Origin of the sequence: Nocardia gipuzkoensis, assembly GCF_021183645.1 — a bacterium.
Taxonomy (GTDB): Bacteria; Actinomycetota; Actinomycetes; order Mycobacteriales; family Mycobacteriaceae; genus Nocardia; species Nocardia abscessus.
On record NZ_CP089225.1, the window covers coordinates 5,649,869 to 5,663,355 of the forward strand.

Below are 13,487 nucleotides of genomic sequence, written 5' to 3' on the forward strand. Positions count from 1 at the left end.
CCGCCGTGGGCCGCTCAGTGGGTGTCGCCGAGGACCGCGCCTTCGCGGCGGGGGTCGGCGCCGCCGATCCAGCCGTCCGTGCCGGTGCGTTTCAGGGCGCTGAGGCCGCTGACCTGTGGTGCCACGGAGACCTGATGGCCCAGCTGACGCAGCCGGAGCACCAGCGGGTCGTGGTCACCGTTGTCGGCGGCATTGATCGCGGGGTGCTCACCACCGATGCCGGTGGACGGACTGTTTCCGGCGCCGAACGCGACCGCGGAGACCGCCTGCTGCGGGTCCAGGCCCCAATCGAACATGTTGACCAGCGTTTTCACCACGAACTGGATGATCACCGAACCGCCGGGCGAGCCGGCGACATGGGTGAGCTCGCCGCGCGACCCGTCGGGTGCCTTGCCGAACACCAGCGTCGGGCTCATCGAACTGCGCGGGCGCTTACCCGGCTGGATCCGGTTGGCCATCGGCACGCCGTCGGCGCCCAGCGGTTCGGCGTTGAAGTCGGTGAGCTGGTTGTTCAGCACGAAGCCGTCGACCAGGTGGAACGAACCGAACGCCGACTCGACGGTGGTGGTCATCGCCGCGGCGTTGCCGTACTCGTCGACCACCGAGATGTGGCTGGTGCCGTGCTCGGGCGGCTGCGGGCCGACGCCCAGCGGCACGGGGCCGAAGTCACCCGGCTGCGCCGTGCCCATGCTGCGGTTGGGATCGATCAGCCCGGCGCGCTGCCGCAGATAATCCCGGTTCAGCAGGGTTTGCGCCGAATTGCCCGGCAATGGGACGAAATCCGTGTCGGCCACGTACTTGTTGCGGTCGGCGTAGGCCAGGCGTTCGGCCTCCGAGATGAGGTGCACGGCCTGGGCAGCGGGCTTGCCGCCGTTGCGGTCGATGTTGTCCGGCCGCATGGTGGCCAGGTCGAAGTTCTCCAGGATGCCCAAGGTCGCGGCGACGGCGATGCCGCCCGACGAGGGGCTGGGCATGCCGCAGATCTCGTGCTCCCGGTAGCCCGTGCACAAGGCGGTGCGCTTCTTCGCCTGGTAGCCGGCCAAGTCCTCGGTCGTGATCATGCCGGGGGTGCGCCCGCCGGAGGATCGGCCCGCCGCCGTGGCGATGTCCCGCGCGATGGCGCCGGTATAGAAGGCTTGGGCGCCCTCCGTGGCGACGGCGCCGAGCGTCTTGGCCATGGCGGGGTTGGTGAGCACGGTCTCGGCGGCCTTCGGGCTGCCGTCCGGGTTGAGGAAATACGCCTTGGCGTCCTCGTCTGCCGCGAGGTCCTTCGCCGACTCCGCGATCTGGCCCGCGAGGCGGGGACTGATCGGGAAGCCTTGATCGGCGAGTCCGATGGCGGGGTCGAACAGCTCGCGCCACGCGGTCTTGCCGTGGTCGCGGTGCGCCAGCTCGAGCATTCGCAGCACGCCGGGCACGCCGATGGAGCGGCCGCTGGCCCGCGTGTTCGGCTTGGGCTCGGTGCGGTCGGTGTCGCTGATCCAGCGCAGGTAGTTCTCGGTCGCGGCCGCCGGGGCCACCTCACGGCCGTCGTAGGCGTCCACGGTCTTGGTGTTCGCGTCGTAGTAGAGCAGGAACGCCCCGCCGCCGATACCGGAGGCCTGCGGTTCGACCAGTCCGAGCACCGTTTGCGCCGCGATCAACGCGTCCGCCGCGGTGCCGCCGTCGCGCAGGACCTCGCAGGCGGCCTTGGTCGACACCGGGTTGGCCGTCGACACCGCGAAGGTGTGCGTGCGCACCGGCGTCATGTTCGCGCGATAGCCGGTCGCTATTTCCGGGTTGGTGCTGAGATCCTTACTGCCGCCGCCCGCCGGGTCCGTCGCGCCGGCGGCGACCGGGGTGCCGTTCGGAACCGTCTCGCAGACACCGCCCGCCCCGGTCTCGCCGGACGAACAGGCGGTGGCCATTCCGACGGTGAGTGCGAACGCCGCCGCTGCGGCGACCCAACTTCCTCGCTTGCGCCCCATGCCCGGACTCTAACCTCCGGCACCGACAGCCGCGCCGGTTTCCTTCCCACCGGCGAAATCGCCCTGACCACAGCGTGTGTCGAGCCGATGACCGGTGCGATCGTCCCGCGCGCGGCGGAGGTGCCGGGCGGTCCGCCGGTAGGCTGGCCGGGTGGCGATCGAGGCGGTGCTGTTCGACTTCTCCGGGACCTTGTTCCGGCTGGAGGACGACGAATCGTGGTACGCGGATCTGACCTGGCCGGACGGCCGGGCGTTCGACGTGGGCGAGAAGGCCGAGATCATGCGGCGGATGACGGCGCCGGTCGGCCACACCGCCGAGTTCGACGCCGAGACGCAGTACGCGTGGGACCACCGCGACCTGGACCCGGCGCTGCACCGCAAGGTGATGATGCACGTGCTGCGCGATTCGGGCGTGCCCACCGACGAGGATGCCGAACGGCTGTATGCCCGTCTGCTCGACCCACTGGAGTGGACGCCGTATCCCGACAGCGAGGCCGTCCTGAATCATCTGGCGGCACAAGGCGTCCCGGTCGCGGTGGTGAGCAACATCCCGTTCGACATCCGTCCGTCGTTCGCGGCGCGCGGCTGGGATCGGCTGGTCGGTGCGTTCACCCTCTCCTATGAGGTCGGCGCGATGAAACCCGATCCGGAGATCTTCCACTCCGCTCTCGGCGAATTGGGCGTGCCCGCCGAGGCGGCGCTGATGATCGGCGACAGCGCCGAGGCCGACGGTGGCGCCGAGGCGGTGGGCAGCCGATTCGCTCTGGTGCAGGCACTGCCCACGGCCGAGCGTCCGGACGCGCTGATGGCCGCCCTGCGGCGGCACGGCCTCGTGGAGTAGTTCCACGGCCGCTCGGTGCGCTCCACGCACGCCGATGCCGTGCCCCATTTGCCGAAGTGCGAGTGGTGGGGTATGTCCTCGTGTTACGGTGCGATTTCGGCGTATTCGCAGGTTGCGCCGAAAGGTTCGGTACCAACGGGGGTACGGCTGTGAGCTTGGCGTTCTCCGGTGAGGAGCCGTCCATCGGCGTGGAAACGGTCATGCCGGAGTCGGTTCGGGACGTGCGGGAAGCCGTCGCCGGGATGGCGGGTTTCGGACTCGCCTATCCCGTGCTGATGAATCTGACGCGCGGTGGCGACGCGGCCGCCACGGCGTCCACCCAATTCTGCGTGGCCTGGGCGCTGGGCCTTCTCGTGCTCGGGTTCACCGAAGGAGCGCACAGCCTGCGCAGGCTGACGGTCACGCTGGCCGTCCTGCAGGCGGTCCTCGGGTGCTGGGCGATCAGGGATCTCGCGACCGTCCCGCCGGTCGTCGGCGTCGTCGCCGCGGGCTATTCGTTCGCTACCTCGGGCGCCGTCGTGTACCTACTGTGCCGCCCGGAAGCCAAGGCGTGGTTCGGCGTCCGCGCGCCCTGAGCCGTCCTGAGCGTCGCGGTGGCCGGGCCGCCGGGCGCGGTCGGCATTCGGCCGGGCCTCCGCCCGGCAAGGGCGCGGGCTGCGGACGAATCGTGTCCGACCGCGCCGATAGGCTGGATGGGTGGCAGATCCAGCGACGTACCGGCCCGCGCCGGGCACGATTCCCGTCGAACCCGGTGTCTACAAGTTCCGGGACGCCCATCGACAGGTGATCTACGTCGGCAAGGCCAAGAGCCTGCGCAGCAGACTGAACTCCTACTTCGCCGACGTCGCGAACCTGCATCCGCGGACGAGGCAGATGGTCACCACGGCCGCGAGCGTCGAGTGGACGGTCGTCTCCACCGAGGTGGAGGCGCTGCAGCTGGAATACAACTGGATCAAGGAATTCGATCCGCGCTTCAACGTCCGCTACCGCGACGACAAGTCCTACCCCGTGCTCGCGGTCACCCTGAACGAGGAGTACCCGCGGCTGTTCGTCTACCGCGGCGCGCGCCGCAAGGGTGTCCGCTACTTCGGTCCGTTCGCGCATGCCTGGGCCATCCGCGAGACGCTCGATCTGCTGCTGCGGGTGTTTCCCGCGCGCACCTGCTCCAACGGAGTCTTCCAGCGGCACCGCCAGATCGGGCGTCCCTGCCTGCTCGGCTATATCGACAAGTGCTCGGCGCCGTGCGTCGGGCGGGTCAGCGCCGAGGAGCACCGGGCGATCGTCCAGGACTTCTGCGACTTCCTGGCCGGGCGCACCGACCGGTTGGTGCGGGAACTGGAGCGCCGCATGCACCAGGCCGCCGACGACCTGGATTTCGAGGTCGCCGCCCGGCTGCGCGACGACGTCCAAGCGCTGCGCCGCGCCCTGGAGAAGCAGGCGGTGGTGCTCGGCACCGGCACCGACGCCGATGTGATCGCCTTCGCCACCGACGAGCTGGAGGTGGCGGTGCAGGTGTTCCACGTGCGCGACGGCCGGGTGCGCGGCCAGCGCGGGTGGGTGGTCGACAAATCGGGTGACGCGGTCGACGTCCCCGAGGCGGGCGGTGAGCTCGCCGCGCTGGTCGAGCAGTTCCTCACCCAGTTCTACGGCGAGCAGGTCGCGGTGGCCGAGCAGGCGGCGGACGAGCAGCCCGCCGCCGTGGTGCCGCGCGAGGTGCTGGTGCCCGAGCTGCCCGCCGACGTCGACCAGGTCCAGCACTGGCTGTCGGGCTTGCGCGGCTCGGCGGTGAAGGTGCGGGTGCCCCAGCGCGGCGACAAGAAGGCGCTCGCCGAGACCGTGCAGCGCAACGCGATGGAGGCGCTGGCCCAGCACAAGCTCAAGCGGGCGGGTGACCTGACCTCGAGATCGCAAGCGCTGCAGGAGATCCAGGACGCGCTGGAACTCGACACCGCGCCGCTGCGCATCGAGTGCGTGGACGTCAGCCATGTGCAGGGCACCGACGTGGTCGCCTCGCTGGTGGTCTTCGAGGACGGTTTGGCCCGCAAGTCCGATTACCGGCACTACACGATCAAGGAAGCGGCCGGCGAGGGCCGCTCCGACGACGTCGGCAGCATCGCCGAGGTGACCCGCCGCCGGTTCCTCAAACTGCGCCGCGAGCGCGACCAGATGGAGCACGACGATCTCGCCGCCTCGGGACCCGACGACGACGCGCTCGACCTGACCTCCCGTCCCGGTATCGATCCCCGCACCGGCCGCCCGCGCAAGTTCTCCTACCCGCCCAATCTCTATGTCGTCGACGGCGGCGCGCCCCAGGTGGCGGCGGCCGCCGAGGTGCTCGACGAGCTGGGCATCACCGATGTCGCGGTGATCGGCCTGGCCAAACGGCTGGAGGAGGTGTGGGTGCCGGGCGAGAGCGACCCGGTGATCCTGCCGCGCACCAGCGAGGCGCTGTATCTGCTGCAACGGGTCCGTGACGAGGCGCACCGCTTCGCCATCACCTTCCATCGCAGCAAACGCTCGCGCCGGATGACCGCCTCGGCGCTGGACTCGGTGCCGGGCCTCGGCGCGGCGCGCCGGACCGCGCTGGTCACCCATTTCGGGTCGGTGGCCAAGCTGAAGCAGGCCACGGTCGAGGAGATCACCGAAGTGCCCGGCATCGGAATGGCAACCGCAAAAGCGGTCCTTGCGGCCCTCGAGTCCGAATAGACAGTCGACAGTGCACCGGAAGTTTCGGTTTCGCGTACGTTGTGTGTCTGTGCCCGATACCGAAACCGGTGCGCGATGATCGGAAGGCACCCCAGAGACGGATCCGGTAGGACATGACACGCGTCGAATCGAACAGCAGTGCGGGCAGTCCGCCGACGAGTGCGGGACGAGTGGTCTCGTCCGCCGCGGTCGGCGGAGCGAATCCGCAGGTCGAGGTGGTGATCGTGACCGGGCTCTCGGGCGCGGGCCGCGGCACCGCCGCCCGCGTGCTCGAGGACCTCGGCTGGTACGTGGCCGACAACCTGCCGCCCGAGCTGTTCGAGCGGATGGTCGAACTCGGCGCGTCCGCCAAGCCGCCGATCCGGCGTCTCGCGCTGGTCATGGACGTGCGCAGCCGGTTCTTCACCGGTGATCTCTCGGCGGTCACCGAGCAGCTGCGGACCCGCGGCGTGCGCACCAGGGTGCTGTTCCTGGAGGCCTCCGACGATGTGCTGATCCGTCGCTTCGGCTTCGCGCGGCGCAGGCATCCGTTGCAGAGTGAGAGCAAGGACGGCACGCTGTCGGCCGGCATCGCCGCCGAACGGGTGCGGCTGTCGGCCGTGAAGGCCGCCGCGGACCTGGTGATCGACACCACCGAACTCTCCATTCATCAGTTGCACCGCAAGATGGAGGAGGCGTATGGCGGCGGCGCCCCCAGTGCGCTGCAGCTCACCGTGCAGTCGTTCGGTTTCAAGTACGGGGTTCCGCTGGACGCCGACATGGTGTTGGATGTGCGTTTTCTACCCAATCCGCATTGGATACCGGAGTTGCGGGAACACACCGGTCAGGAAGCGGTGGTCAGCGAGTACGTGTTGTCGCGTCCCGGCGCGGACGACTACCTGCGTACCTGCCACCACCTGGTCGAGCTGACCACGAACGGTTACCGCCAAGAGGGGAAGCGATACATGACGGTCGCAGTGGGCTGCACCGGAGGCAAGCACCGGAGCGTCGCGATCGCCCAGGCACTGGGCGAGTTGATGAGCGAGGTCACCGGCAAAACGGAGGAGTCCGCCGACGTGGTCCGCGTCGTGCATCGAGACCTGGGGCGCGAATGACCGGGTGGGAATCCGATCCCAGCATCGTCGCGCTGGGTGGCGGACACGGTTTGTACGCGACGCTGACCGCCGTTCGGCGGTTGACCAGGAAGATCTGCGCGGTGGTCACCGTCGCCGACGACGGTGGCTCCTCGGGCCGGCTGCGCGCCGAGCTGGGTGTGCTGCCGCCGGGGGATCTCCGGATGGCGCTGGCGGCCTTGGCCGCGGACGCCGACGGCGTGTGGACGCAGACCGTCCAGCATCGATTCGGCGGCACCGGCGCGCTGGCGGGGCACTCGGTGGGCAACCTGATCCTGGCCGGGCTCACCGAGGTGCTCGGCGACCCGGTCGCCGCGCTCGATGAGGTCGCCCGCATGTTGCGCATCACCGGCCGGGTGCTACCCATGTCGCCCATCGCGCTGGACATCGAGGCGGATGTATCTGGGTTGGAAGCGGATCCACGGGTGAGCCGTTGCATTCGCGGCCAAGTTGCCATCGCGACGACGCCGGGTAAGGTGCGGCGAGTGCGGCTGATTCCGTCCGATCCACCGGCCAGTCCGGAGGCCACCTCGGCGATCGAACACGCGGACGTCGTGGTGCTCGGCCCGGGATCGTGGTTCACCAGTGTGATCCCGCACGTCCTCGTCCCGGAACTACGCGAAGCCCTGGTCTACACCAGAGCGCGAAAAGTTCTCGTGCTCAATCTCGCCGCGGAGCCGGGGGAGACCGCCGGGTTCTCCGCGGAGCGGCATTTGCACGTACTGTCCCAGCACGCACCGGAATTCGTCGTCGACGAGGTGCTGGTCGATTCCGGCTCGGTGCCGGAGGGCCGCGAGCGGGAACACGTGGCCAGGGCTGCCGAGCAGTTGCGGGCACGGGTAACGTTCTCCGATGTCGCCGAAGCGGGAACGGACCGGCATCACCCCGGAAAGCTTGCCGCCGCACTGGATCAATTGATCCGGCAACCTCGGCCGCAAATGGCAGGGCTTCGAGTCGAGGGACGGCACATGGGTCAGGATGTGCGTTCCGGGTTGGGTGGAAAGGAGCGCGTCCCGTGGCGATGACAGCCGATGTGAAAGACGAGCTGAGCAGGCTCACGGTGTCGCAGGTGAGTTCCCGCAAAGCGGAACTGTCCGCACTGCTGCGTTTCGCGGGCGGCCTGCACATCGTCGGCGGCCGGGTGATCGTCGAGGCGGAGGTGGACATGGGTTCCATCGCGCGCCGGCTGCGCCGGGAGATCTTCGAGCTCTACGGTTACGGCTCCGACGTGCACGTCCTCGGGGCGGGGGGACTGCGCAAGACCTCCAGGTACGTGGTGCGCGTCTCCAAGGAGGGTGAGGCGCTGGCCCGGCAGACCGGCCTGCTCGACGTGCGCGGCCGTCCGGTGCGCGGCCTGCCCGCGCAGGTGGTCGGCGGCAGCATCGCCGACGCCGAAGCCGCTTGGCGCGGCGCGTTTCTCGCGCACGGCTCGCTGACCGAACCCGGCCGCTCCTCGGCGCTCGAGGTCAGCTGCCCCGGGCCCGAGGCGGCGCTGGCGCTGGTCGGCGCGGCCCGGCGGCTCGGCATCACGGCCAAGGCGCGCGAGGTGCGCGGCACCGACCGCGTGGTGGTCCGTGACGGTGAGGCCATCGGCGCGCTGCTGACCAGGATGGGCGCGCACGGCACCCGGATGGTCTGGGAGGAACGCAGGCTGCGCCGTGAGGTGCGCGCGACCGCGAACCGGCTGGCCAACTTCGACGACGCCAATCTGCGCCGGTCGGCGCGGGCCGCGGTCGCCGCGGCGGCCCGGGTGGAACGCGCGCTGGAGATCCTCAGCGACGACGTCCCCGACCATCTCGCCGCCGCGGGCCGGCTGCGCGTGCAGCACCGGCAGGCGTCGCTCGAGGAACTCGGCCAGCTCGCCGACCCGCCGATGACGAAAGACGCTGTCGCGGGCCGCATCCGCAGGCTGCTGTCGATGGCCGACCGGCGCGCCAAGGAGCTGGGCGTCCCGGACACCGAATCGGCCGTGACGGCCGAGCTGCTCGACGAAGCCTGAGCCGCGTTTTCCCTCGTGATCCCCGTGACGTCGTCTGTCGCGGGGATCACGGCGTTTCGACTGCGGAAACCGTATTGGTCGGGCGTTTGACCAGGCATGCCGCCCGCACGAATGCCAGGTGCGTGTCGGCGAGGTCACGGCAGGACGTTAGTGTGAATGGGCATCGGAACGATCCGCTGGAAAGTTGAGGAGCGATAACGTGACTGTCCGGGTAGGCATCAACGGCTTCGGTCGTATCGGACGTAACTTCTTCCGGGCGGTGGAGGCGCAGAAGGCGCTCGGCACCACCGACATCGAGATCGTCGCGGTCAACGACCTCACCGACAACGCGACCCTCGCGACCCTGCTCAAGTACGACTCGATCCTGGGCCGTTTGCCCCAGGATGTCTCGCTCGACGGCGACGACACCATCGTGGTGGGCGACCAGCGGATCAAGGCGCTGGCCATCAAGGAGGGCCCCGCCGCGCTGCCCTGGGGCGAGCTGGGCGTCGACGTGGTCGTCGAGTCCACCGGCATCTTCACCGATGCCACCAAGGCCAAGGGCCACCTCGCCGCGGGCGCCAAGAAGGTCATCATCTCCGCCCCGGCCAAGGGCGAGGACATCACCATCGTCATGGGCGTCAACGACGACAAGTACGACGGCAGCCAGAACATCATCTCGAACGCGTCGTGCACCACCAACTGCCTCGGCCCGCTGGCCAAGGTGCTCAACGACGAGTTCGGCATCGAGCACGGCCTGATGACCACCATCCACGCGTACACCCAGGACCAGAACCTGCAGGACGGCCCGCACAGCGACCTGCGCCGCGCCCGCGCCGCCGCGCTGAACATCGTGCCCACCGGCACCGGCGCCGCGAAGGCCATCGGCCTGGTGCTGCCCGAACTGCAGGGCAAGCTGGACGGTTACGCGCTGCGCGTGCCGGTCCCGACCGGTTCGGTCACCGACCTGACCGCCACGCTGCGCAAGTCGGCCACGCTCGAGGAGATCAACGCCGCCTACCAGGCCGCCGCGGAGGGCCCGCTGAAGGGCATCCTGAAGTACAACACCGATCCGATCGTCTCCAGCGACATCGTCACCGACCCCGCCTCGTCGATCTACGACGCTCCGCTGACCAAGGTGATCGACAACCAGGTCAAGGTCGTGTCCTGGTACGACAACGAGTGGGGCTACTCCAACCGTCTCGCCGATCTCATCGGCCTCGTCGGCAAGTCGCTCTGACGCGTATGACTGTCAAGACACTCGCGGATCTGCTCGGCGAGGGCGTCGAGGGCCGGGGCGTGCTGGTGCGCTCCGACCTGAACGTCCCCCTCGACGACCAGGGACAGATCACCGATCCCGGCCGCATCGTCGCCTCGGCGCCGACCATCAAGGCGCTCGCCGAGGCAGGCGCCAAGGTCGTCGTGACCGCGCATCTGGGCCGCCCGAAGGGCGAGCCGGACCCGAAGCTCTCGCTGGCGCCGGTGGCCGCCCGGCTCGCCGAGGAGCTGGGCCGCAACGTCCAGCTCGCCGGTGACGTCGTGGGCCAGGACGCGCTGGCGCGGTCGGAGGGCCTCACCGACGGCGACGTGCTGCTGCTGGAGAACATCCGCTTCGACGCGCGCGAGACCAGCAAGGACGACGCACAGCGGGCCAAGCTGGCCGCGGCGCTGGTCGAGCTGGTCGGCGACGACGGAGCATTCGTCTCCGACGGCTTCGGTGTGGTGCACCGCAAGCAGGCTTCGGTGTACGACGTGGCCGAGCTGCTGCCGCACTACGCGGGCACGCTGGTCGCGGCCGAGGTCGAGGTGCTGGCCAAGCTGAGCGAGAACCCGGACCGGCCGTACGCGGTCGTGCTCGGCGGTTCCAAGGTCTCCGACAAGCTGGCGGTCATCGAGGCGCTCGCGCCGAAGGTCGACACGCTGGTGATCGGCGGCGGCATGTGCTTCACCTTCCTTGCCGCACAGGGCTTTTCGGTGGGCGCCTCGCTGCTGCAGGAGGAGATGGTGGACACCTGCAAGCACCTGCTCGACCAGTACGCCGACGTCATCCACCTGCCCCGGGACATCGTGGTGGCCGATGGTTTCGCCGCGGACGCGGAGTCGAAAGTGGTTCCCGCGCACGAGATCCCGGACGGCTGGCTGGGCTTGGACGTGGGCCCGGAGTCGGTGGACCGCTTCGCGGTGCTGCTGACCGAGGCGCGGACCGTCTTCTGGAACGGGCCGATGGGCGTGTTCGAGTTCGAGAAGTTCGCCGCGGGCACCCGCGGGGTCGCCGAGGCGATCGTGACCGCCACCGGCAAGGGCGCGTTCACCGTGGTCGGCGGTGGCGATTCGGCCGCGGCCGTGCGCGCGCTCGGCCTGCCGGATGACGGCTTCTCGCACATCTCCACCGGCGGCGGTGCGTCGCTGGAGTACCTGGAGGGCAAAGAACTTCCCGGCATCGCGGTGTTGGAGGACTGAGCATGGCACGCAAACCGCTCATCGCGGGCAACTGGAAGATGAACCTCAATCACCTCGAGGCCATCGCTCTGGTGCAGAAGATCGCGTTCGCGCTGCCGGAGAAGTACTTCGACAAGGTCGACGTGGCGGTGATCCCGCCGTTCACCGATCTGCGCAGCGTGCAGACGCTGGTCGAAGGCGACAAGCTCCTGCTCACCTACGGCGGCCAGGACGTCTCGGTGCACGAGTCCGGCGCCTACACCGGCGAGATCAGCGCGAGCATGCTCGCCAAGCTGGGCTGCACGTTCGCCGTGGTCGGGCACTCGGAGCGGCGGCAGTACCACAACGAGGACGACGCCACCGTGCTGGCCAAGGCCAAGCAGGCACTGAAGCACGGGATCACCCCGATCGTGTGCATCGGCGAGGGCTTGAACGTCCGTGAGGCGCAGACGCACGTCGAGTACAACCTCGAGCAGCTGCGTGGATCGCTGAAAGGCCTGACGGCGGAGGAGATCTCGAAGATCGTCATCGCCTACGAGCCGGTGTGGGCGATCGGCACCGGCAAGGTCGCCACCCCCGCCGACGCGCAGGAGGTCTGCGGCGCGATCCGCGGGGAGCTGGAGAAGCTGGCCTCGCCGGAGGTCGCCGCCGGGGTCCGCGTGCTCTACGGCGGATCGGTCAACGCCAAGAACGTCGGAGAGCTGGTCGCCCAGACCGACATCGACGGCGCGCTGGTCGGCGGCGCTTCGCTCAAGGGTGACGAATTCGCCACCCTCTCGGCGATCGCCGCGGGCGGCCCGTTGCCCTGATCTCGGCACTACGCGCAACAGCCCGGTATCGCGGACAGCGATACCGGGCTGTTGCCGTTTTCGCCGAGAGTGATCACGGATGCTCGGCGGCCGGTACCCGTGCGATGATGGCCGAGCTCGAAACAACGGCCTGACAAGGATTTTCGTGACTCTTCGCAAGTTGTCCACCGCACTTCCGGTCGCGCTGGTCGCGCTGGTCGCGCTCGTCGGCTGTTCCGACGACTCGGCGCACGACCACGATCACGCCCACCACGGCACGGCGTCGACCACCGCCGCGGCGGCGGTGCGGCCGGAGCAGCAGGACGCGGGGCACCGCAGGATCGGCCAACTGGTCGGGGAGTGGAAGGGTGAGAAGTCGACCTTCGTCGCGGGCGGCACGGCCGACAATCCGACCAAGCGGGAAATCGTCTCGCGCTGGGAATGGATCGCCGAGACCGGCAACAACTTCGTGCGGGAGGAAGCCGAGGACATCCAGGGCAGCAGCGCGTACTACCGGCTCGGACTGCTCGGATTCTCACCGACCGACAACCGCTACGAATGGTCCACCGTCGACAGCGTCACGCCGATGACCATGAGCTACAAGGGCGCGAAGGGCAGCGGCGGCGACGCCGACATCGTCATGGCAGGCGAATTCACCGATCCCGGCGTGCTGGGCCCGCAGTTCGTGGGCAAGACGATCCCGATGCGCACGGTGATCCGGCTGGAGTCGGCCGACCGGGTCGTCATGGAGATCTCTTTCGCTCCGCCCGGCGAACCGGAGCGGATCGCCGATCGCGTCGTGCTCACCCGCAAGAAGTAGCCGCGCGCTTACTGCCCGTGCAGGACCAGGCCCGCGCCGTTGTCGTTGCGCAGGGTCAGCATGTCGGCGTCCACCGTGGCCGTCGTCTTGCCGTCCAAAGCTTCGAGCACGGACTGCTCGACCTCCATCGCCTCCGGTGAGCACAGCATCTTCGTGGTGGCGATCCGGAAGACGATCTGCGGGCCCGACACCTCGGCGCTGCCGGTCATGCGATTGCACCCGGTGGCCCCGGAGACGCTGCCGTCCTCGGCGATGGTGAGCGTGGGCCGCGCTTCGTCGAGGGCACGCGAGCGGATCTGGCTGTTGTCGGTGATGAACGCGGTCACCAGCCAAGGCGTGCCCTTGACTGGTTTGTCCGGCCGAGCGACCTTCTTGTCGAGCAGGGTCACCGTGCGGTCGGGGCTGTGCAAGATGAGCCGCGAGTCGTCGAGCCGCCAGCCGGGCTGGGAATTCAGCAGGCCGCTGAGCCACTCGTCGGCGTCGCGCCGATCGTCCTCGCAGGCCATCAGGGTGGTGGACAGGCCGGACACGTGCAGGACGTGGTCGTCCAGCTCGGCCGCGCCGGTGAATTTGTTGCACCCCGCGTCGGCGGCGACCCGGCCCTCGGAGAAGCTGATCGTCAGCGGCCCGCCGCCGGGAATCGGGGTGCCCTCGACGTTGGTCGAGAGAAAGGTGCGGCCCACCGGTGTCGGCTCGTCGGCGCCCCGATCCGGCTCCCCGCTCGAGCACGCTGCGATCGCGCAGAGGGCGAGCAGGACCAGCGTTCCTGATCGCGCGAAGTGTGCCGTCATGCGGCGATGCTACCGATGCCGAGCGGCGGCACCCCGGTTTTCGCC

12 protein-coding genes are annotated in these 13,487 nt (G+C 69.3%); 10 read left to right on the forward strand and 2 right to left on the reverse strand.

Annotated features, from left to right (window positions below; translation table 11 throughout):
• Window positions 1-14: 14 nt before the first annotated feature.
• Window positions 15-1,967 carry a gamma-glutamyltransferase family protein gene (locus LTT66_RS25845; protein WP_233061006.1) on the reverse strand — a complete coding sequence of 651 codons (1,953 nt, stop codon included), beginning with the start codon at window positions 1,965-1,967 and terminating at the stop codon, window positions 15-17.
• 151 nt (window positions 1,968-2,118) lie between these two features.
• Here LTT66_RS25845 and LTT66_RS25850 point away from each other — a divergent pair, with 151 nt between their 5' ends.
• From LTT66_RS25850 to LTT66_RS25895, 10 genes are all read left to right on the forward strand, one after another.
• Window positions 2,119-2,808: an HAD family hydrolase gene (locus LTT66_RS25850; RefSeq protein WP_233061007.1), complete on the forward strand. Its 690-nt coding sequence runs from the start codon at window positions 2,119-2,121 to the stop codon at window positions 2,806-2,808.
• Window positions 2,809-2,957: 149 nt separating this feature from the next.
• A complete protein-coding gene (locus tag LTT66_RS25855) occupies window positions 2,958-3,383 on the forward strand; it encodes a hypothetical protein (RefSeq protein WP_233061008.1) in 426 nt (141 codons plus the stop codon).
• A 121-nt stretch (window positions 3,384-3,504) separates the two neighbouring features.
• Window positions 3,505-5,514, forward strand: a complete 2,010-nt coding sequence (gene uvrC, locus LTT66_RS25860; RefSeq protein WP_233061009.1) for an excinuclease ABC subunit UvrC — start codon at window positions 3,505-3,507, stop codon at window positions 5,512-5,514.
• Window positions 5,515-5,627: 113 nt separating this feature from the next.
• A complete protein-coding gene (rapZ, locus tag LTT66_RS25865) occupies window positions 5,628-6,608 on the forward strand; it encodes an RNase adapter RapZ (protein ID WP_233061010.1) in 981 nt (326 codons plus the stop codon).
• Window positions 6,605-7,651 carry a gluconeogenesis factor YvcK family protein gene (locus tag LTT66_RS25870; protein WP_233061011.1) on the forward strand — a complete coding sequence of 349 codons (1,047 nt, stop codon included), beginning with the start codon at window positions 6,605-6,607 and terminating at the stop codon, window positions 7,649-7,651. Before rapZ ends, LTT66_RS25870 begins: the two co-directional genes overlap by 4 nt.
• Entirely contained in the window at window positions 7,642-8,625 is a 984-nt protein-coding gene (gene whiA, locus LTT66_RS25875; protein ID WP_043693711.1) for a DNA-binding protein WhiA, read from the forward strand. Before LTT66_RS25870 ends, whiA begins: the two co-directional genes overlap by 10 nt.
• Before the next feature lie 199 nt (window positions 8,626-8,824).
• The gene (gene gap / locus LTT66_RS25880) at window positions 8,825-9,844 is read left to right on the forward strand and encodes a type I glyceraldehyde-3-phosphate dehydrogenase (protein WP_233061012.1); all 1,020 of its coding nucleotides are present in this window, start codon (window positions 8,825-8,827) and stop codon (window positions 9,842-9,844) included.
• 5 nt (window positions 9,845-9,849) lie between these two features.
• Entirely contained in the window at window positions 9,850-11,064 is a 1,215-nt protein-coding gene (locus LTT66_RS25885; protein WP_233061013.1) for a phosphoglycerate kinase, read from the forward strand.
• A 2-nt stretch (window positions 11,065-11,066) separates the two neighbouring features.
• Window positions 11,067-11,852, forward strand: coding sequence for a triose-phosphate isomerase (gene tpiA / locus LTT66_RS25890; protein WP_043727102.1), 786 nt, complete (start codon window positions 11,067-11,069; stop codon window positions 11,850-11,852).
• 145 nt (window positions 11,853-11,997) lie between these two features.
• Entirely contained in the window at window positions 11,998-12,651 is a 654-nt protein-coding gene (locus LTT66_RS25895; RefSeq protein WP_233061014.1) for a DUF1579 family protein, read from the forward strand.
• A gap of 8 nt (window positions 12,652-12,659) precedes the next feature.
• Here the strand turns inward: LTT66_RS25895 and LTT66_RS25900 are convergent, their stop codons facing one another.
• Window positions 12,660-13,442 carry an META domain-containing protein gene (locus LTT66_RS25900; RefSeq protein WP_233061015.1) on the reverse strand — a complete coding sequence of 261 codons (783 nt, stop codon included), beginning with the start codon at window positions 13,440-13,442 and terminating at the stop codon, window positions 12,660-12,662.
• Window positions 13,443-13,487 lie beyond the last annotated feature (45 nt).